The organism is Lacinutrix mariniflava (genome assembly GCF_001418015.1).
GTDB lineage: Bacteria > Bacteroidota > Bacteroidia > Flavobacteriales > Flavobacteriaceae > Lacinutrix > Lacinutrix mariniflava.
In genome coordinates, this window is record NZ_LIQG01000022.1 from 47436 (window position 1) to 66407 (window position 18972).

Sequence of the window (18972 nt, forward strand, 5' to 3'; positions counted from 1 at the left end):
AAACTAGATTTAAGGATTTGGAACAACAATTTGGGTTTGCTCACCATTTGTTGTGTTTAAGATATTAATTACCAATCCTTCATCAGAATCGAAAACCTCAACATTAAGTGTCCCAAAAGTAAAAGTGCCTTCTTGATCAAAATCACCAACAGCCTCAACTTGCTGAGCTAATAAAACTCTTGAAATTTGGCTTAATACTTGTTGGTTTAATTGCTCTCCAAACCTATCTAAATCAGACTGTTGAACAGTAGCTGCTCTAGGTTGCGTAAAGCCATTTTGGGCAGTCGCAGAACTTAACAGCCAATTATAATTAAATGTATCTCCTCCAAAAGCAGGGTTCAATGGTTTGTAACTAAATTGCTGCGCAAACGCAAAAGAGAAAGCCCCAAGAAACAATATTAAAAAATATTTAAATTTCATTATTAATAGCGTGTTATAATTTCTTTTTGTTGTTGTTGTTGTTGTAATCGTTGTAAATGAGCGAGACTTCTTTGTATTGCTGTGTTAGCCATTTCAATTAAGAATTCTTTTTTAGGGTTTGCAAAAAACTGCCATACTAGTTGACCATCTACTTTTACAGATATTCTTGTACTACGCCTTTGCCCAGGTACTTCATGTATGAGAATATGCTTATTGGTTTTAATTTGCTTATTAAAATATTCCGCATAGAAATAACGATGAAAATCTCTACCTGCTTTTGTTAATGTTTTTTGAATCACTAATCCTTGCATAAGCACTCCATCTTCACCATCTGCTACAACATCTAGTGATACTGTTTCCTTTAATTCTTTTCTATTAGGATCTAATTCAATTCTAATTTGTCCATTCTCACTAATACTTAAAACTATTCTATCTTTGCCAATGGCTCCAACGTTGTTTTCTCCATCAATAATAGGATAGATAAGCAATAACAAAGTTGTTTTAACATCTACATTATTATTTAAAGTAATGGAAGATAATATTTTTTTTTCATTCCCTTCTAAAAAAAAACGATTGCTTTGTAACGATTTAGACACATTATTAATTGTATCTGTTTTAAAAACTATAAACTCATACCTTAAATTAACTCCTGAATATGTTAAATTCTGTGCTGTTGCACTAAAGGTTGTAAATTCACTCTTCTTTTCAATCTTTATTAGCGCATTAATATCTTTATTATAAAATTTTTGCGCATTAACAAATAAAACAGAGAATACTAAAACAACAATAGTAAGGTATATCTTAAAATTGAGAAACATAATACTAATTAAAACTTCTAATAATTATTGAAGGAGAAGATTCGGTTTGAGTAAATTTAATATTCTTTGTGATACTATTAGTTCCAAATTTATCAAACTTTAAATTATTTCCATTTTGTTTCAAATCTAAAGAAACTTCAGCATTAGCATCAATTACATAGTCTTTAATAATATTACTATTTCCATTTTGAGATAAATTCGCAACCACTTTATCTACATTATATTCTAAATTTAGGTTATTAAACTTTCCATTTTGAGAAATTGTAATTTCACTTGCATTAGATTCTATATCTGCAGCTACTCCATTGTATTGACCAACTTGAGTTATAAAAACCGAATTACCTTGTACGGTACTTAATTTAGGATTTATTGTAGTATCAAAAAAAGAGCTAAAAAACTCATGCGAAACATTTTGCCCACCTAACTGAGTGCTTCCTTCTGAATTATTTTCGTCATCTGTATATGTTTGAGAAAACATCATTTGAGCACTTAAGAATAGACAAATTATTAAAAATATTGTTTTGTTATTTATGTTTAACTTTTTCATGATTTTTGAATATTAAAAAAGGAGGATGCTTGCTATTTAGACATCCTCCTTTTAGTTATGTAATAACAATAATGATTAAAAAAAACATTATTATAATAAAATGCTAATTAGCATCCAGATCCAGGAGCACCACAAGGGTTAGCTATATCCCAAGTTGCATTAAGAGCATTTGGAGAAACCACATTTTGATTAGATTGAAAATCCATTCCTTCACCATCTGTAGCGAAATCACCATTTGGACCTAATTGTAAAATATCTGCAACATTACCACCATTTGGATTCCCTACTGGAGTTCCTCCTGGTAAATTTTGAGACACTTTATAACTGTGCCCTCCCCATCCTTGTTCTTTTTGCACTACTAATATTTCGTTCATAGTACCTCTTTGTCCAGTTTCAAGAGCATTTCCGTTTCCACCTTGATATGTACTAGTATAGTTCATTGTACCTCTTTGCGTAGATAAAGCAGAGTTAGAATCTCCATATTGCCTTTGGTAAGCTTTATGATCTGTACCATTTTGACCGATATGAGCTATGTTACTATCTCCAGTAGAAACTCCCATTTCTCCTTGATCTTGACGAGCATAGTTATCACCTCCATTTGCATTACCAAATGCATTTTGGATGATTCCTGCTTCGTTACTTTGACCATTTTGATTTTGTGCTGCATGATTTCCAACAGAACTACCATCACCAAATTGGCCAATGTAAGCATCATTTGCATTACCTACTTGGTTTTGTAAAGCCTCTGCATTTTCAGAATCTCCATTAAAACCAGCGTTTGTAATATTATCTACACCAGCTAATGCACTTTGTGAATTACCATACGCAGCAAATGGAAAATTAGTTCCTTGATCAACTAAAGCGTTGTTACCTACACCAGAACCTCCAACAGAAGTTTGATTTTGATTAGACAAGTTACTATCACCAACCTGAACTGAACGTGCCGTGTTACGGTTATCTCCATTTTGACGCATTCTAGAAACATTACTATCTCCATACTGCTCTAATAAAGCTTCGTGACCTGCAGAACTATCTGGTCCAGCATTTTGCTTTATATCACCAATGTTAAAATCACCTTCTTGAATTGTTCTAGCATCACTATTATCAAACTGCTGAACTGTTTTAGAAGAGTTTCCTTCACCATCTTGCTCTGTCATAGCAAAATTAGCTTCTCCTTGCTGACCTGTACCGTGATGGATTAACGCAACGTTGTCCTTACTTAAACCCAACGTACCTTCTTTCATACCTTGACGAGTAATCGCTTCGTTAAAATCTCCTTCTTGAATAGAAGTAGACTTGTTGTTAGTACCTCTTTGTCTAACATCAGCTTCGTTATTAAAAGCACTTGGTGGTGGCAAAACCTCACCTGTTTGCCAAATACGTGCTTGGTTTCCACCACTACCTAACCCATCTGCTTGATCTGTGTAAGTAGAATTAAAGATACCAGCCTGTCTAACCATAACTTTATTACCGTTACCATTTTGGATAGATTCTCCTGAATTTCCCCCAAAACTAGAGGCAGCTAGAGGTGATACATAATCAGCATCTACTGCTGAAGTTCCGTTAATACCAGTCATAGTACCAGCATTTACATCATTAGTTTGTGCCATAAGGGCACCCGAGAATAATAGTGCCGCAGCACCGAAAATTACTTTTTTCATGTTAAATATATATTGATTAATAGCAATGTAAATATAGAGAAATATTTCAATACAAATTTCAACACACCTTAAAAAAAGGCTGATTTAACTGATTTTTCGATTAGTTCCTGATTAACTTCGACGAAATGCTATTTTGAGTAAGAAAAAAACTACTCAACCCCTTCAACTCCCTGCTTATCAAGTACGTAGTTCTACGTAGATTTCACTACGTAGAACTACGTAGTAAACAGCAACTCTCTATATTTGGTAAGTGGCCAAAGCTCATCGTCGACCAATAATTCTAATTTATCGCACGGATACCTTATGTCATCCAACAAAGGTTTTACTGTATTACAATAAGCACTCGCTCTATCTTCAATAGATTTAATTTGGTTTGATTTCCTCCTAGCTTCAGTCATATTATTAACTAGTTTATTTATGGATTCTATATGTTTAGAAATCTCCTCTATTAATTCTAATTGTGCCAGAGACACTTTTTTAAAATCTTTACCATAAATCTCCTTCAACCCTTTTACATTTTCAATTAAAATGTTTTGATATTTAACTGCAGTTGGCACAATGTGGTTTCTAGCCAGATCTCCAAGCACACGACCTTCAATTTGAATACGCATAATATAATCCTCAAGCTCTATTTCATATCTCGCCTCAACTTCTGTGGCATTCATAACACCTAGGTCCTTATACAAGTCTAATGCTTTTTTGGAGATTTTAGCTTTTAATGCTTCAGGAGTTGATTTATTATTACTAAGCCCTCTTTTCTTAGCTTCTTTTTCCCAAGCATCTCCATAGCCATTACCCTCAAACAAAACAGATTTACTCTTTTTAATGTACTCTCTTAATATATTAAAGACAGCTTCATCCTTTTTAAGGTCCTTCTTAATAATTAACGCATCAACTTCAATTTTAAAATCCTTTAGTTGTTTTGCTACAATAGAATTAAGCACGGTCATTGGGTTTGCGCAGTTTGCTCTAGAACCGACTGCTCTAAATTCAAACTTATTTCCCGTAAACGCAAAAGGCGAAGTTCTATTTCTATCGGTATTATCTAAAAGTATTTCCGGAATCTTACCGACAACATTTAGTTTTAAATCAGTTTTTTCTTGAGGTGATAATTTTCCGTTGGTTACATTCTCTAACTCGTTTAAGACATGAGTTAATTGCTCCCCTATAAACACAGAAATAATTGCAGGAGGTGCTTCATTTGCCCCTAACCTATGATCATTACTTGCAGACGCTATTGCTGCCCGAAGCAATTCTTCATTATCATTTACCGCTTTTATTGTATTTATAAAGAACGCTAAAAACTGAAGATTACTCATTGGTGTTTTTCCTGGACTCAAGAGATTAACACCTGTATCTGTACTTAAACTCCAGTTATTGTGCTTTCCAGATCCATTAATACCTTTAAAAGGTTTTTCATGAAACAGTACTTTAAAATTATGACGTTCCGCAACCTTGTCCATAACATCCATTAATAAGGCATTATGATCAACCGCTAAATTAGCCTCTTCATATATAGGAGCCAATTCAAACTGATTTGGCGCCACTTCATTGTGCCTTGTTTTTACTGGAATACCTAATAACATACATTCAGTTTCTAAATCACGCATATAAGACATCGCGCGATTAGGAATAGTACCAAAATAATGATCATCTAATTGTTGACCTTTAGCTGAATCATGACCTAATAACGTTCTTCCTGTTAATTGGATATCTGGACGAGAGGATACTAAAGCACTATCTATTAAAAAATATTCTTGCTCCCAACCTAATGAAGCGTTTACCTTTTTTACATTTTTATCAAAATACTTACATACTGCTACTGCCGCAGTATCTACAGCCTGCAATGCTCTCAACAAAGGTGTCTTATAATCTAAAGCTTCTCCAGTATAAGCAACAAACACAGTAGGTATGCATAATGTAGTACCATAAATAAATGCCGGAGAAGTTGGATCCCAAGCCGTATATCCTCTTGCTTCGAATGTATTACGAATACCACCATTTGGAAAACTAGATGCATCTGGTTCTTGTTGAACCAATTGAGTACCTCCAAATTTCTCTATTGCTCCATTATTTTCTATCGTTTCAAAAAAGGCATCATGTTTTTCTGCAGTTGCTCCTGTTAACGGTTGAAACCAATGCGTATAATGGGTTACACCCTTAGACAATGCCCAATCCTTCATAGCAGAAGCTATTTGATCTGCAATTGTTCTATCAATTTTACCTCCTTTTTCAATAGCATTTGTCAAACTTACAAAAGCATCACTTGTAAGGGTTTGACGCATTTTTTTAGAATCGTAAACATTTTGTCCAAAAATTTCAGAACGACGTTTTTCCTCCGTTATTACAACAGGTTTCCTGTTTAACGTTTCTTTTATTGCGAAAAATCTTAAAGTAGACATATTTATTGCTATTTTTTTTACAAATATATTAATTCTAAGCCACAATAAATCCGAAAACCAATAGCACCCTTAAAAAATCAGGGTTATAAACATGAATTTAATAAAAATTAATATTTTACCTATCAAATATTACGGGCTAAAAAAAAATCATTTTATATTTGTAGATATATTATTAATATAATTTGTAAGTACTATGGCAAAAATAAAATTAGAATACATTTGGCTAGATGGTTATTTCCCAACTCAGAACATGAGAAGTAAAACCAAAGTTGAAGAACATGAAGATTTTCAAGGAACAGTTGAAGAATTAGGACTTTGGTCTTTTGACGGCTCTTCTACAAAACAAGCTTCCGGTGGAGCGTCTGACTGTATTTTAAAGCCAGTTGCAATTTATCCGGATCCTACAAGAAGAAATGGTTATTTAGTAATGACTGAAGTAATGAATGCGGATGGAACTCCTCATATTTCTAACGCACGTGCTACTATTGAAGATGATGATAACGATTTCTGGTTTGGTTTCGAACAAGAATATTTTATCATGAATACAAGTACAGAATTACCGTTAGGCTTTCCAAGAGGTGGCTATCCAGCTCCACAAGGAATGTACTATTGTTCTGTTGGCGGAAAACACACTCATGGTAGAGATTTAGTTGAAGAACATGCTGACATGTGTATTGATGCTGGCTTAAACTTTGAAGGTATTAACCAAGAGGTTGCCTCTGGACAATGGGAATACCAATTATTTGCTAAAGGCGCTAAAAAAGCCGGAGATGAAATCTGGATATCAAGATATTTATTAGATCGTTTAACTGAAGGCAAAGGTATGTATATTGAATACCACCCAAAACCATTAGGAAATACTGATTGGAATGGATCGGGAATGCATGCTAATTTTTCTAACACAATCTTAAGAACCTGCGGTTCTAAAGAAAAGTATGCTGAAATTTGTGAAGCTTTTCGTCCACTAGTAAAAGAACACATCCAAGTTTATGGTGAGCATAACGAACAACGTTTAACTGGAGATCACGAAACGGCATCTATTCATGATTTCTCTTGGGGAGTTTCAGATAGAGGAGCTTCTATTCGTATTCCAATTATCGCTGTAGAAAAAGGATACAAAGGATGGTTAGAAGACCGTCGTCCTTCTTCAAATGGAGATCCATACAAAATTGCGGCAAGAATTATTAAAACTGTTAAACCAGTTAAATAATAATCTCTCTAAGATTTCAACATAATAAAAAACTCCTTTGCTAGCGCAAAGGAGTTTTTTGTTATATAAATTATTTCATCGTTTAAATAATGAATACTCAATATAGCTCTATAACTGAAATCCTAATGTTAAAGTAATATTAGAATTATTAGCATCAATTGACGCAGCATCTGTTAACCCTGTATTATATAATTGATATTCTCTAGATTGATTGTAAGCATCGTAGGTTAAATCTAATTTAGTGTTACCAAAATCAAAACCTAAACCTAAAGAATATCCGTTTAAATCGCCAACAGTCTCTCCATTCTTATATGGACTTTCCTCAAATCGATAACCACCTCTAAAACTAAACTGATTAACTTTATACTCTCCACCTATTTTATAGGTTGCTGCCGCTACTAAGTTATCTGCGATAATATCATTCTGCGCACTAAAGTAAGCATCAGATTTTGGCTTAAACTTTGTTTTACTATAATCTTTTCTAGAATAATCAAAACTAATTAATCCCTGTTTTCCAAATATATAAGCCAAACTTCCCGTAACCTTAGAAGGTGATTGAAGATTATAATCTGGAAACAAATTCACTACCTGAGGGTCTACAATTTGCAAAACATTAACACCTCCTTCAACCCTTACCGACTCAATATACTGCGAAGTTTCTTCAGTAATAGTCATCCACATAGGAGAATCATATGTAAACCCAACTCTAAACTCGTTGGACAGCTTATAAATAGTCCCTAACTGAAATGAAAATCCAGAGCCATTTGTTATTATATTGTTTTCAAATCCTACTTGACTCACTATGGAACCCGTATTATTATTTTTTTCGTATAAGAAAGTTGAACGTTCATAATTTAGAAAATGAGAGTTTAAATTCAAACCTAAATATAAATCATCTCCATATTGAGCCCCTAAATTAAATGCAATCTTTCCATTGTATCCTGTTGCTGCATAAGTATATTCTTGATCAAAATTTCCGGCCGCAATATTAGAAGAGTATAAAGTATTATCATCTGCATCCGTTGCAGGTTCCAAAATAAATGAGTCATAGCCTAAATACGCTTGCTGAGCGGTGTAACCATATGTACTCCCTATTCCCGCATAAGCATCTGATGAGGATTCCTCAGGAAAAGCAGAGATTTCATCTAAACGCAAGCCTTGAGCATTATTTAAAAAATATTGATCTATAGAAGTCGTGTTTACTCCTCGAGCCTCCCAATTATCATCGTAATTTTTAGTATTATCAAAAGCAACGCTAAAAGCAAATTTCTTCCAAGGCGAATTGCTACTTCTATTTTCAAAAACAAAAACACCACCTCCTTGATTTAGCGATATATTGGAATCTGAAGTAGCACTTTTACCACCAAAATAGTCAGTTTCATTATCTATATCACTAACATTTAGCGAAACCGAAGCAAAACTATTTGTATATATAGCAGAGCCGGCTGGATTAACACTAATAGCACTTAAATCTCCACCTAAGGCTCCAAATGCACCACTCAATGCTCTATACCGCGCCGAACCTATCACCTCTCCCGTACTATATCGTAAAGCATCGTTAATATCTTGAGCATTAATTGTCAACATAGACATAACACCTACGAATAAGAATATTCCTTTTTTCATATTATTTTTTTAATTCAAATTTATTAGTAGACCAACAGTCTAACCTCTACCTCTACTTCCAGATGATGATCTTGAAGATGAACCCGAAGAACTTCTAGTAGAAGATCTGCTTGGAGAAGACGTTCTTGGAGTGGACGTTCTAGGAGTAGTTGTTCTTGTTCTCGTTCTTGGCGTAGTAGTCCTTACTCTAGGCGTAGAACTATTATTACTCCTAACTCTTGGAGTTGACGTCCTAACTCTAGGTGTAGAATTATTTGTTCTAACTCTTGGTGTCGTAGCTCTAGTTCTAGGTGTTGAAGATGTTCTTGTGCGAGTAGATGTAGAGCTACTTCTTCTTGCCCCCTCAACCCTTCTTCCTAAAACAGAATTTCTTCCATAAGTACTACCTCTTCGAGTAGAATTATAAGACAAGCTGTTTCTGCCATAACCATTACCGCCATAGTAACCTCCATAATAAGAACCAGCTCCATAACCGTATCCATAACCAAAACCTGGAGACCAGAAAGGATCATAAATCCCACCATATTGATAACCTGAATAATAATGACCATAGCCTCCAAAACCTAAATTCCATCCTGAATATGGTCTATTCCAACCATATCTATTCCAACCATAATACGGTCGATTCCAATAGTTATTGAAACCATTATTATATATATTTATAGACACATCACTATTATTCTCTCCCCAAGCACCATATCCAGTATTAACATCTTCCTCTTGAACATAATCTTCAGAGTAAGAACCCTCATAAGAATCAATATCCACAAATACTTCTTCATTCCTGTCAGAACCCATCTCTAACGATTTTTCCTTGAAATAATTTTTGTAGTATGTATTATCTCCGGAGTCTTCAGCATCGGCACGAACAACATCCTCTTGCCTTTCATCTTCTCCATAAACGCCATCATTATTTTGTCCAACATATTGATAAGATCCACAAGACGTAAGTCCTAAAGCAAATAAAACCATGGCAAACGTTGGTAATTTACTTAATAAGTGTTTTTTTAATTGCATAACTGTTTGTTTTTATTGTTGAACATAACAAAAATAGTTAGTTTTGTCGAACTATTTCTTTTTTTAACATAATCACAATATTTGTGCCAAAACCCTATATATGAGCAAAAAACTCACAACAAGAGCAGAAGATTATTCAAAATGGTATAACGAATTGGTCGTAAAGGCCGATTTAGCTGAGAACTCGGCAGTTAGAGGTTGTATGGTAATAAAACCATATGGTTATGCTATATGGGAAAAAATGCAAGCAGAATTAGATAGAATGTTTAAAGAAACAGGTCATCAAAATGCTTATTTCCCACTTTTCGTACCTAAGAGTCTGTTTGAAGCTGAAGAAAAAAATGCTGAAGGTTTCGCAAAAGAATGTGCAGTAGTAACTCATTATAGATTACAAAACGACCCAGACAACCCAGGAAAGCTTCGTGTAGACCCAGAAGCAAAATTAGAAGAAGAACTTGTAGTAAGACCAACAAGTGAAGCAATCATCTGGAGTACGTTTAAAGGGTGGGTTCAATCTTATAGAGATTTACCTTTATTAATAAACCAATGGGCAAATGTTGTTAGATGGGAAATGCGTACGCGCTTATTTTTACGCACAGCAGAGTTTCTTTGGCAAGAAGGACATACAGCCCACGAAACAAAAGCCGAAGCTATAACAGAAGCAGAAACTATGAATAATGTCTATGCAACTTTCGTTGAAAACTTCATGGCCATGCCAGTTGTTCAGGGTCTAAAAACTGAAAGCGAACGTTTTGCTGGAGCAGATGAAACTTACTGTATTGAAGCATTGATGCAAGACGGTAAAGCGCTACAAGCTGGAACGTCTCACTTCTTAGGCCAAAATTTCGCAAAGGCTTTTGATGTAAAATTCACAAATAAAGAAGGGAAACAAGATTATGTTTGGGCTACTTCTTGGGGAGTTTCAACGCGATTAATGGGAGCTTTAATCATGACACATAGTGATGATCACGGTTTAGTACTACCACCAAACCTAGCACCTAACCAAGTTGTAATCGTTCCAATTTATAAAACCGATGAACAACTAGAGGAAATCACAACGGTTGTAAACGGAATAATAAAAGATTTAAGATCGAAGCATATTACAGTTAAATACGATAATAGAACAACCTATCGTCCAGGTGCAAAATTTGCACAACACGAACTACAAGGCGTTCCTCTTCGTATTGCTATTGGATCTAGAGATCTAGAAAACGGTACAGTAGAATTAGCACGTAGAGATACATTAACTAAAGAAACTGTTCCTTTAGATTCTTTAATAGAAAAAATTGAAGGCTTAATGAAGGAGATTCAAGACTCCTTATTTAACAAAGCTTTAAAACATAGAGACACCCATACAACAGAAGTTGAAGATTTTGAACAATTCAAAACTGTTTTAGAAGAAAAAGGAGGGTTTATATCTGCACATTGGGACGGTACCGCTGAAACAGAAGATAAGATTAAAGAAATCACAAAAGCAACTATTAGATGTCTTCCATTAGAAGGAAAGATAGAGAACGGCATTTGTGTCTATTCTGGGAAGCCTTCAAAACGTCGAGTATTGTTCGCAAAAGCATATTAATTGATTTTTTTGAAAAAAAAATTAGTTTGGTCTTGCAAAAGTAGAAAATAGTTGTATTTTTGCACCCGCAATGGAAACGTTGTGTAAGTTATTTGAAAAGTTTATCAGCAAAAAAAATATTTTAAAAATTATTGCAAAAAAGTTTGCAGTAACTAAAAAAGGTTTTATATTTGCAAACTCAAAAATAAATGGCCCGTTCGTCTATCGGCTAGGACGCATGGTTTTCATCCATGTAAGAGGGGTTCGACTCCCCTACGGGCTACAATTTTTTAATAAAGAAAAAAGAAACAAATGGCAAATCATAAGTCAGCGTTAAAAAGAATTAGAAGTAACGAAACTAAACGCTTAAGAAATAAGTACCAGCATAAAACTACTCGTAATGCTATAAAAAAATTACGTGAGTTAACTGACAAGAAAGAAGCTGAAGCATTATTACCATCAGTACACTCTATGTTAGATAAATTAGCTAAGAAAAATGTTATTCATTTTAACAAAGCTGCTAACTTAAAATCTGGTTTAACTAAATTCGTTTCTGCGATATAGTCAAATTAATTCTACAAGAAACAAAAGCCTATCGAAATTTCGATAGGCTTTTTTGTTTTACAAAAATTCTTTTAGCGAGTATGTAAATTTACTCGAAATAAGGTCTATGATTTAATTTCTAAAAGTATAAATTTGCAATTATCATAAAACAACCATTCACATAAATCTTACTCTTTTGGAAAACACAAACGCAATTAAAGTAATTGATAAAATTCTTAATAACCTTGATACATCTGGAATCAATACAGATACATTAATTGATGATATAAAAGCATTGCGGGTTTATGCTATTGAGGAGGAAGTTCCTTTAGTGGTAAAAGTACTTAGACTTGCCTGTGAGCACATAGAAGAACATGAAGCGTTCCTTCTTCCTATTCCTCAAGATGAGCCTTTAGAAGAGGACGAAGAAGAACTTACGGAAGAAGACAATGATACATCTGATATATCTCCTGTAGAAAGTCTTAAATATTTAATAGCATGTACTAGAAACCTTAATAACAAGGATAATATCTCTGACCTAAAAGAGTATAAAGAGTTATTATTAGCCTACTAGTAATTACAATTATATAATTTTATTCGTTTTTTTTTTAAACGAAATTTAAAAACAAGCATTGACTCTTTATTTAGTCTATGCTTGTTTTTTTTTGCCTTAATATCAATTTCGTTTTATAAAACAAAAAAGCCTTGACTATAAAATCAAGGCTTTTTTATTTGTAATTAGTTCTTAAAACTAAATCAGGATAAACCTAACCGTTCATTGAAATTAAAAACTCTTCGTTATTTCTTGTTTGCTTAAAGCGCTCGTTAATAAACTCCATAGCTTCTACAGGATTCATATCAGCAAGATATTTACGCATAACCCACATTCTTTGGATTGTAACCTTGTCTAATAAGATATCATCACGACGTGTACTTGAAGATGTTAAATCGATAGCTGGGAATATTCTACGATTAGAAATCTTACGATCTAACTGAAGCTCCATGTTACCTGTTCCTTTAAATTCCTCGAAAATTACCTCATCCATCTTAGAACCTGTTTCTGTTAAAGCTGTCGCAATTATGGTAAGTGATCCACCATTTTCTATGTTACGAGCGGCTCCAAAGAAACGTTTTGGCTTGTGTAATGCATTTGCATCTACACCACCAGAAAGTATTTTTCCTGATGCTGGCTGTACAGAATTATAAGCTCTAGCTAAACGGGTAATAGAATCTAATAAGATTACTACATCGTGTCCACATTCTACTAAACGTTTTGCTTTCTCTAATACTATATTAGCGATTTTTACATGCTCATGAGCTTCTTTATCAAAAGTAGAAGCAATAACTTCACCACGCACATTACGCTGCATATCTGTTACCTCTTCTGGACGCTCATCGATAAGTAATATCATTTGATATACTTCTGGATGGTTAGCTGCAATTGCATTTGCAACATCTTTAAGTAACATTGTTTTACCTGTTTTAGGTTGAGAAACAATCATACCACGTTGTCCTTTTCCTATTGGAGCAAACAAATCCATAATACGCGTAGAAATTGTAGCTTGCTTACCTGCGATATTAAATTTCTCTTGAGGAAATAACGGAGTTAAATGCTCAAAAGACACACGGTCTCTAACTACATCTGGACTTTGTCCATTAATTTTATTTACCTTAATAAGCGGAAAATACTTTTCACCTTCTTTTGGAGGTCTTACATTTCCTAATACTGTATCTCCTACTTTTAATCCAAATAAACGAATTTGAGATTGAGATACATAGATATCATCCGGAGATGATAAGTAATTATAATCTGAAGATCTTAAAAACCCATACCCATCTTGCATAACATCTAATACGCCTTCGCTTTCAATAATAGCATCAAATTCGAAATCTGGCTCGCGATAACGGTTACGCGTTTCATCGCTTCCATGCGTATTTCCATTTTTACCTTGGTTACGTTGATTATTTTGGTTTTTATTCTGGTTCTTATTTTGACGATTTGGGTTATTATCCTTTTTATCCTCTTTTTTATTTTGATGATTATGAACAGGTTTCTTATGCTGTGGCTTTGGCTGTTGTGCTTTAGCTGGCGCTTTTACCGGTTTATTATCTTCTTTAACTTCTTTCGTGTCTTTTACCTCTTTACTTACTTCCTCTTTAAACGTAATAGTCTCTTGCTCTACCTTTGGCTCTACTTTAGCTTGAGGTTTTGGTTGCGCTTTTTCTTTAGGTTTTGGCTGTGCTTTCGGTCTTGGATTTGGCTTATTTGCAGCAACACGTACACGTTCTCTTTTAGGTTTTGCCGCAGCTACTGGAGCTGGAGCAAGCACATCTGCCTTTACAACTTCTACAGCTTTAGGATTGGCTGCTTGTTTATCTAAAATTTGATAAACTAAGTCTAATTTTTTTAATGAACGAAACTTTGGGATACTTAGCTTTTTAGCCATGTCCTGCAACTCAGGAAGCTTCATTTCTTTTAATTGTGAGATTTCAAACATGAATTGTTTAATTGAATATTTTTAGAAAAATATGTTTTTGAAAATTTCCGAAGAAAATTATAATGTGATTCTGAAGAATTAACGTATTGCTAATGTGACTATTGCAACGCGCTGATGCAATTATACAACTTTATTTTAAATTTTTAGTTAAAATTACCAAAAGAAGTTATATTTTTGGACCTGAAATTATTCGATTAAAATAAATGATACAACGCATTCAATCTGTCTATTTACTGCTTACTGCTGGAATTTCGGCTGGGTTGATTTTCGTTTTTCATTTATGGATAACTAACGAAGATGTAAAAATCTTTGCTATGGATGAGCTTTTATATTTTGGACTATTTTTAGGTTCTGCTGCTTTATCTTTGTTATCTATATTTATGTTTAAAAATAGGAAGTTACAATTTGTATTGGGACGACTTAACATCATATTGAACGTTATTTTACTAGGATTTTTTGTATATCAATCTCTAAATGTATCTGGAGAAGCTTTGGTTTCTGAGAAAGGTATTGGGATCTTTCTTCCAATTCTGTCTATTGTATTATTAGTTTTAGCTAATAAGGCGATTAAAAAGGATGAAGATCTTGTAAAATCTGTAGATAGGTTACGATAAACCTAACATCTTAGTAGTATTAGTGCGTGAGCCCAAGGTGAAGATCTTGGGCTTTTTTATGTCTAATCCTTAATATTTTTGGAAGAAGAAAAAAATATTGAGAATAACTATATAATCTCTTATAGGTGTCTTTTAGGAAATTCTATGACCTCTAAATTCTCAATTTTCGACCCATCTATAGTAAAACGAAGCATTGTTCTTACGTTATGAAACCCATGTATACCAACTGCTCCAGGATTCATGTGTATTAAATTCAGTTTTTTATCTGGCATAACTTTTAAAATATGTGAATGTCCGCAAATAAAAATACGTGGTGGATTTTTATATATCTCCTCTCTTACTCTTACATTGTATTTATTTGGGTAACCACCAATGTGCGTTATCCAAACATCTACACCTTCACACATAAAACGATTGTTTTCCGGGAATTCCATGCGCGCCTTATCATCATCAATATTACCATAAACACCACGTAAAGGTTTTAATTTCGCAATAGCATCTGTTACTTTTAAATCTCCAATATCTCCTGCATGCCAAACCTCATCGGCTTGTTTAACGTATTTTAAAATATCGTCGTCAATATGACTGTGAGTATCTGATAATAGTAGGATTTTTTTCATTTATGATGAACTTGTTTTTAGTCGCTAATGCTTCCGCGAAAGCGTTAATTTTATTATTATTTAGCATTTCTTTAGGAACAAAAACGATTATCTTTGTTTTTTCAGAAATCAAAAATACAAGTTTCTTTGCGATATTTTATAGAACTCTCATACAACGGAAAAGCATATCATGGTTGGCAAATACAGCCCAATGCTATTTCGGTACAAGAAGTTTTACAAAAAGGACTGTCTACTTTATTAAGAGAACCTATTGTTACCATGGGAGCAGGTAGAACAGATTCTGGTGTTCATGCTAAACAAATGTTTGCTCATTTTAATACTGAAGTACCCTTTGAAACATCTCAATTTATATATAAATTAAATTCGTTTTTACCAGAAGATATTGCAATTCATGATATTTTTAAAGTGAAAGCCGATGCGCACGCTAGATTTCATGCAACTAGTAGACAATATTTATATAGAATTGCCCTAGAAAAAAGTCCGTTTAATACAGAACAAGCCTTTTTACTAAAGCCAAAATTAGATATTGAAAGACTAAAGGAAGCGACCAACATTTTATTGGACTATAAAGATTTTCAATGCTTTTCTAAAAGTAATACTGATGTAAAAACGTATAATTGTGATATTATGAAAGCCGAATGGCAGATTGTAGATAACGAGTTACAGTTTACTATTAAAGCTAATCGTTTTTTAAGAAACATGGTTCGCGCTATTGTTGGAACACTTATTAATATTGGAATTGGTAAGGTTGAAGTAGAAATGCTCCACAATATTATTAAATCTAAAAACCGAAGTGAAGCTGGGTTTTCTGTTCCTGCTCACGCTTTATATTTAACAGAAGTTGACTATCCAGAAACAATAAAATTACACATTGAGCAATAAAAAGGAAAACATATTCGACATTACACTATTTAAACGCTTGTTTGAATACACAAAACCATACAAAACTATTTTTTATGGCGTACTTTTATCTGTATTAATTATTGCAGGCTTAAGTATTGCTACGCCAAAGTTACTGCAAATAGTTATTGACGATCACATAAAAACGATGCAAGAAGAAGGCTTTTTGTATTATATTATTTTAATGATTGCTTTGTTATTAATTCAAACAATCTTTCAGTTTTTCTTTCAGTTTTATGCCGCTTGGCTAGGTCAAAACATTGTACAAGATGTTAGGATTTTACTATTTAACCACATGCTAAAGTTCAAGATGAAGTATTATGATAATTCTTCGGTTGGAATGCTAATTACGCGTGCAGTAACAGATATGGAGCGTATTGCAGATATTTTTGGACAAGGTTTGTTTATGATAATGCGCGACTTAATGGTTATGCTCGTTATTTCAATTTTCATGATGTACACAAATTTTAAGCTTAGTTTAATTGTATTTGTAACCATGCCAATTGTTTTATACGCTACAAAAATTTTTCAGCGTTATATGAAAACGGCTTTTGAAGAAGTTAGAACGGAAGTTTCAAACCTTAACTCTTTTGTTCAAGAGCGTGTTACTGGAATGAAAATTCTCCAATTATTTACAAGAGAAGCTACCGAAAACAAAAACTTTAAAGCTATTAATGAACGTCATAAAAAAGGCTGGTTAAAGACTATTTGGTATAACTCCATTTTCTTTCCTATTGCTGATTTCCTTTCGGGTATTACTTCTGGCCTAATCGTGTACTTTGGTGGTTTAATGGTTGTTGTTGGAAGTACTGCTACTTCTGGTGAATTGTTTATGTTTATTATGATGATTCCTCAATTATTTAGGCCTCTTAGACAAATTGCAGATAAGTTTAACACGCTACAAATGGGAATGGTAGCTGCTAAACGTGTGTTTAAAATTATTGACACTACATCTCAAATTGACGACAATGGAACTATAGAAGTTTCAAACTTTAAAGGCGACATTACTTTTAAAGATGTCAGGTTTAGTTATGTTGAAAATGAAGAAGTATTAAAAGGTATTTCGCTTAATGTAAAAGCCGGAGAAACCGTTGCTATTGTTGGTTCTACTGGAGCAGGAAAATCTACAATAATAAACTTACTCAATAGGTTTTACGAAATTAATAGTGGAGAAATTTTAGTAGATAATATCGACATAAAAACGGTAACACTAGCGTCATTAAGAAGCCAGATTGCCGTAGTATTACAGGATGTCTTTTTGTTTGCCGATACTATTATGGCTAATATTTCTTTAAACCACCCAGAGATTTCTGAAGCGCAAGTTATACAAGCTGCTAAAGATATTGGTATTCACGATTTTATTTCTAGCCTCCCAAACGGTTACAATTACAACGTAAAAGAACGTGGTGCTATGCTAAGTTCTGGTCAAAGACAGTTAATCTCTTTCTTGAGAGCATATGTTACAAAGCCTAGTATTTTAATTTTAGATGAAGCGACTTCTTCCGTAGATTCGTATTCTGAACAATTAATACAAAATGCGACAGATAAAATTACCAAAGGCAGAACGTCTATTGTAATTGCGCATAGATTAGCAACCATACAACAAGCAGATAAAATAATTGTTATGGATGCTGGTGAAATTGTAGAACAAGGAACTCACGAAGAGTTACTAAAAGTAAAAGATGGTTATTATAGAAACTTGTATGAAGTACAGTTTTTGAAGGCTGATGTGGCTTAGTTATTAAAACTCAATACCAAAACCTTTTATTAGTACAAGTGTTACAATTACAATGGCTATTATAATGAACAATAACATTAATCCATAAAACACTATAAACAATATAGTTTTTAGTATAGTCTCTCCTATTTTCAAGTCATATGTTTTTTTAAAAATATAGCCCAAATAAATAAAAGATAGAAAAGAAAAGATAAAACTAATCGTAAAAAAATCGAGTCCAAAAACCATTAATAAAAGTGTAGCTAACGCTGTTACTATTATTACTTGAGAAGAATAATATAAATTTATTACAATATGCTCTGTATAATTATAGGTTCGAGTATTAGTTATGTAAAAAACTAACCATGTAATAAAAGCCGTAATAGGAACAGTAATTATATATATTAAACTCTGGTAATTACCTATTATTGATTGAATTTGCTCTTGATTTTTAGCAAAATCTTCAGGATCCTTCATATTTAAAGCCATTTCTTTATTAAAAGCTGTTAAATCTAAAGCGTCTTTAAAAAAGAGATTCATAATAAAAAGTTGCAAACCGAATATGGTTAATGCAATAGTAAAATAGCTAATGACATTAACGTACTTTTTTCGTGTACCATTAATATAGCTTCCTATTACTAATTCTGGTTTAGTAAATAAATGTAGAAATGTTTTTAAAAACTGGTTATCATAATTCATATAACGGTAAGCAAAGTCTTCGAATAGATTACGCATCGTTAATCTATTTTTAATCACTTTTGCGCCACAACCATTACAGAAGTTTATTTGTTGCGGCAATAAACGTTTACAATTTTTACAAA

Annotated in this window: 17 protein-coding genes and 1 tRNA gene; 8 read left to right on the forward strand and 10 right to left on the reverse strand. The window is 33.3% G+C overall.

Going from position 1 to position 18972, the window contains the following annotated elements; genetic code table 11:
- Positions 1-9: 9 nt before the first annotated feature.
- From ASC44_RS05605 to ASC44_RS05625, 5 genes are all read right to left on the reverse strand, one after another.
- A complete protein-coding gene (locus ASC44_RS05605) occupies positions 10-420 on the reverse strand; it encodes a curli production assembly/transport component CsgF (protein ID WP_055446645.1) in 411 nt (136 codons plus the stop codon).
- A gap of 2 nt (positions 421-422) precedes the next feature.
- Positions 423-1238 (reverse strand): CsgE family curli-type amyloid fiber assembly protein, encoded by an 816-nt coding sequence (locus ASC44_RS05610; protein ID WP_055446646.1) that lies wholly within the window; start codon positions 1236-1238, stop codon positions 423-425.
- 4 nt (positions 1239-1242) lie between these two features.
- Entirely contained in the window at positions 1243-1785 is a 543-nt protein-coding gene (locus ASC44_RS05615) for a hypothetical protein (RefSeq protein ID WP_055446647.1), read from the reverse strand.
- 107 nt (positions 1786-1892) lie between these two features.
- Positions 1893-3446 (reverse strand): hypothetical protein, encoded by a 1554-nt coding sequence (locus ASC44_RS05620; RefSeq protein WP_055446648.1) that lies wholly within the window; start codon positions 3444-3446, stop codon positions 1893-1895.
- Positions 3447-3661: 215 nt separating this feature from the next.
- Positions 3662-5848: a glutamine synthetase III family protein gene (locus tag ASC44_RS05625; protein WP_055446649.1), complete on the reverse strand. Its 2187-nt coding sequence runs from the start codon at positions 5846-5848 to the stop codon at positions 3662-3664.
- Positions 5849-6041: 193 nt separating this feature from the next.
- On the opposite strand from ASC44_RS05625, the gene ASC44_RS05630 reads away from it, so the two are divergent.
- Positions 6042-7058 (forward strand): glutamine synthetase beta-grasp domain-containing protein, encoded by a 1017-nt coding sequence (locus ASC44_RS05630; RefSeq protein WP_055446650.1) that lies wholly within the window; start codon positions 6042-6044, stop codon positions 7056-7058.
- A gap of 108 nt (positions 7059-7166) precedes the next feature.
- Here ASC44_RS05630 and ASC44_RS05635 read toward each other — a convergent pair whose 3' ends face one another.
- Both ASC44_RS05635 and ASC44_RS05640 read right to left on the reverse strand, forming a co-directional pair.
- Positions 7167-8684, reverse strand: a complete 1518-nt coding sequence (locus ASC44_RS05635) for an OmpP1/FadL family transporter (protein WP_055446651.1) — start codon at positions 8682-8684, stop codon at positions 7167-7169.
- 39 nt (positions 8685-8723) lie between these two features.
- Complete coding sequence (locus ASC44_RS05640) at positions 8724-9701, reverse strand: hypothetical protein (protein ID WP_055446652.1); 978 nt, start codon at positions 9699-9701, stop codon at positions 8724-8726.
- A 100-nt stretch (positions 9702-9801) separates the two neighbouring features.
- Between ASC44_RS05640 and proS the strand changes: the two genes are divergently transcribed.
- The 4 genes from proS (at position 9802) to ASC44_RS05660 (ending at position 12376) form a co-directional block, all read left to right on the forward strand.
- Complete coding sequence (proS, locus tag ASC44_RS05645) at positions 9802-11280, forward strand: proline--tRNA ligase (protein WP_055446653.1); 1479 nt, start codon at positions 9802-9804, stop codon at positions 11278-11280.
- 190 nt (positions 11281-11470) lie between these two features.
- Positions 11471-11542: transfer RNA gene (locus tag ASC44_RS05650), tRNA-Glu, on the forward strand.
- Between the two features lie 29 nt (positions 11543-11571).
- Entirely contained in the window at positions 11572-11823 is a 252-nt protein-coding gene (gene rpsT / locus ASC44_RS05655) for a 30S ribosomal protein S20 (protein ID WP_055446654.1), read from the forward strand.
- Positions 11824-11998: 175 nt separating this feature from the next.
- A complete protein-coding gene (locus ASC44_RS05660) occupies positions 11999-12376 on the forward strand; it encodes a hypothetical protein (RefSeq protein WP_055446655.1) in 378 nt (125 codons plus the stop codon).
- 193 nt (positions 12377-12569) lie between these two features.
- Here ASC44_RS05660 and rho read toward each other — a convergent pair whose 3' ends face one another.
- Positions 12570-14300, reverse strand: coding sequence for a transcription termination factor Rho (gene rho, locus ASC44_RS05665; RefSeq protein WP_055446656.1), 1731 nt, complete (start codon positions 14298-14300; stop codon positions 12570-12572).
- Positions 14301-14503: 203 nt separating this feature from the next.
- Here rho and ASC44_RS05670 point away from each other — a divergent pair, with 203 nt between their 5' ends.
- Positions 14504-14914, forward strand: a complete 411-nt coding sequence (locus tag ASC44_RS05670; protein WP_055435831.1) for a DUF4293 domain-containing protein — start codon at positions 14504-14506, stop codon at positions 14912-14914.
- 119 nt (positions 14915-15033) lie between these two features.
- On the opposite strand, the gene ASC44_RS05675 is transcribed toward ASC44_RS05670, so the two are convergent.
- Positions 15034-15534, reverse strand: a complete 501-nt coding sequence (locus tag ASC44_RS05675; protein WP_055446657.1) for a metallophosphoesterase family protein — start codon at positions 15532-15534, stop codon at positions 15034-15036.
- A gap of 126 nt (positions 15535-15660) precedes the next feature.
- Here ASC44_RS05675 and truA point away from each other — a divergent pair, with 126 nt between their 5' ends.
- The gene (truA, locus tag ASC44_RS05680; protein ID WP_055446677.1) at positions 15661-16416 is read left to right on the forward strand and encodes a tRNA pseudouridine(38-40) synthase TruA; all 756 of its coding nucleotides are present in this window, start codon (positions 15661-15663) and stop codon (positions 16414-16416) included.
- Positions 16406-18172: an ABC transporter ATP-binding protein gene (locus ASC44_RS05685; protein WP_055446658.1), complete on the forward strand. Its 1767-nt coding sequence runs from the start codon at positions 16406-16408 to the stop codon at positions 18170-18172. Before truA ends, ASC44_RS05685 begins: the two co-directional genes overlap by 11 nt.
- 3 nt (positions 18173-18175) lie before the next feature.
- Here the strand turns inward: ASC44_RS05685 and ASC44_RS05690 are convergent, their stop codons facing one another.
- Positions 18176-18886 carry a DUF3667 domain-containing protein gene (locus ASC44_RS05690; protein ID WP_161805006.1) on the reverse strand — a complete coding sequence of 237 codons (711 nt, stop codon included), beginning with the start codon at positions 18884-18886 and terminating at the stop codon, positions 18176-18178.
- Positions 18887-18972 lie beyond the last annotated feature (86 nt).

Bases quoted from the DNA above. Each gene is read 5' to 3' on its own strand.
- ASC44_RS05620 (WP_055446648.1), bottom strand. From the start codon at position 3,446: ATGAAAAAAGTAATTTTCGGTGCTGCGGCACTATTATTCTCGGGTGCC.
- ASC44_RS05635 (WP_055446651.1), bottom strand. From the start codon at position 8,684: ATGAAAAAAGGAATATTCTTATTCGTAGGTGTTATGTCTATGTTGACA.
- proS (WP_055446653.1), top strand. From the start codon at position 9,802: ATGAGCAAAAAACTCACAACAAGAGCAGAAGATTATTCAAAATGGTAT.
- ASC44_RS05670 (WP_055435831.1), top strand. From the start codon at position 14,504: ATGATACAACGCATTCAATCTGTCTATTTACTGCTTACTGCTGGAATT.
- ASC44_RS05625 (WP_055446649.1), bottom strand. From the start codon at position 5,848: ATGTCTACTTTAAGATTTTTCGCAATAAAAGAAACGTTAAACAGGAAA.
- ASC44_RS05615 (WP_055446647.1), bottom strand. From the start codon at position 1,785: ATGAAAAAGTTAAACATAAATAACAAAACAATATTTTTAATAATTTGT.
- ASC44_RS05675 (WP_055446657.1), bottom strand. From the start codon at position 15,534: ATGAAAAAAATCCTACTATTATCAGATACTCACAGTCATATTGACGAC.
- rpsT (WP_055446654.1), top strand. From the start codon at position 11,572: ATGGCAAATCATAAGTCAGCGTTAAAAAGAATTAGAAGTAACGAAACT.
- ASC44_RS05605 (WP_055446645.1), bottom strand. From the start codon at position 420: ATGAAATTTAAATATTTTTTAATATTGTTTCTTGGGGCTTTCTCTTTT.
- ASC44_RS05640 (WP_055446652.1), bottom strand. From the start codon at position 9,701: ATGCAATTAAAAAAACACTTATTAAGTAAATTACCAACGTTTGCCATG.
- rho (WP_055446656.1), bottom strand. From the start codon at position 14,300: ATGTTTGAAATCTCACAATTAAAAGAAATGAAGCTTCCTGAGTTGCAG.
- ASC44_RS05690 (WP_161805006.1), bottom strand. From the start codon at position 18,886: ATGCGTAATCTATTCGAAGACTTTGCTTACCGTTATATGAATTATGAT.
- ASC44_RS05610 (WP_055446646.1), bottom strand. From the start codon at position 1,238: ATGTTTCTCAATTTTAAGATATACCTTACTATTGTTGTTTTAGTATTC.
- ASC44_RS05630 (WP_055446650.1), top strand. From the start codon at position 6,042: ATGGCAAAAATAAAATTAGAATACATTTGGCTAGATGGTTATTTCCCA.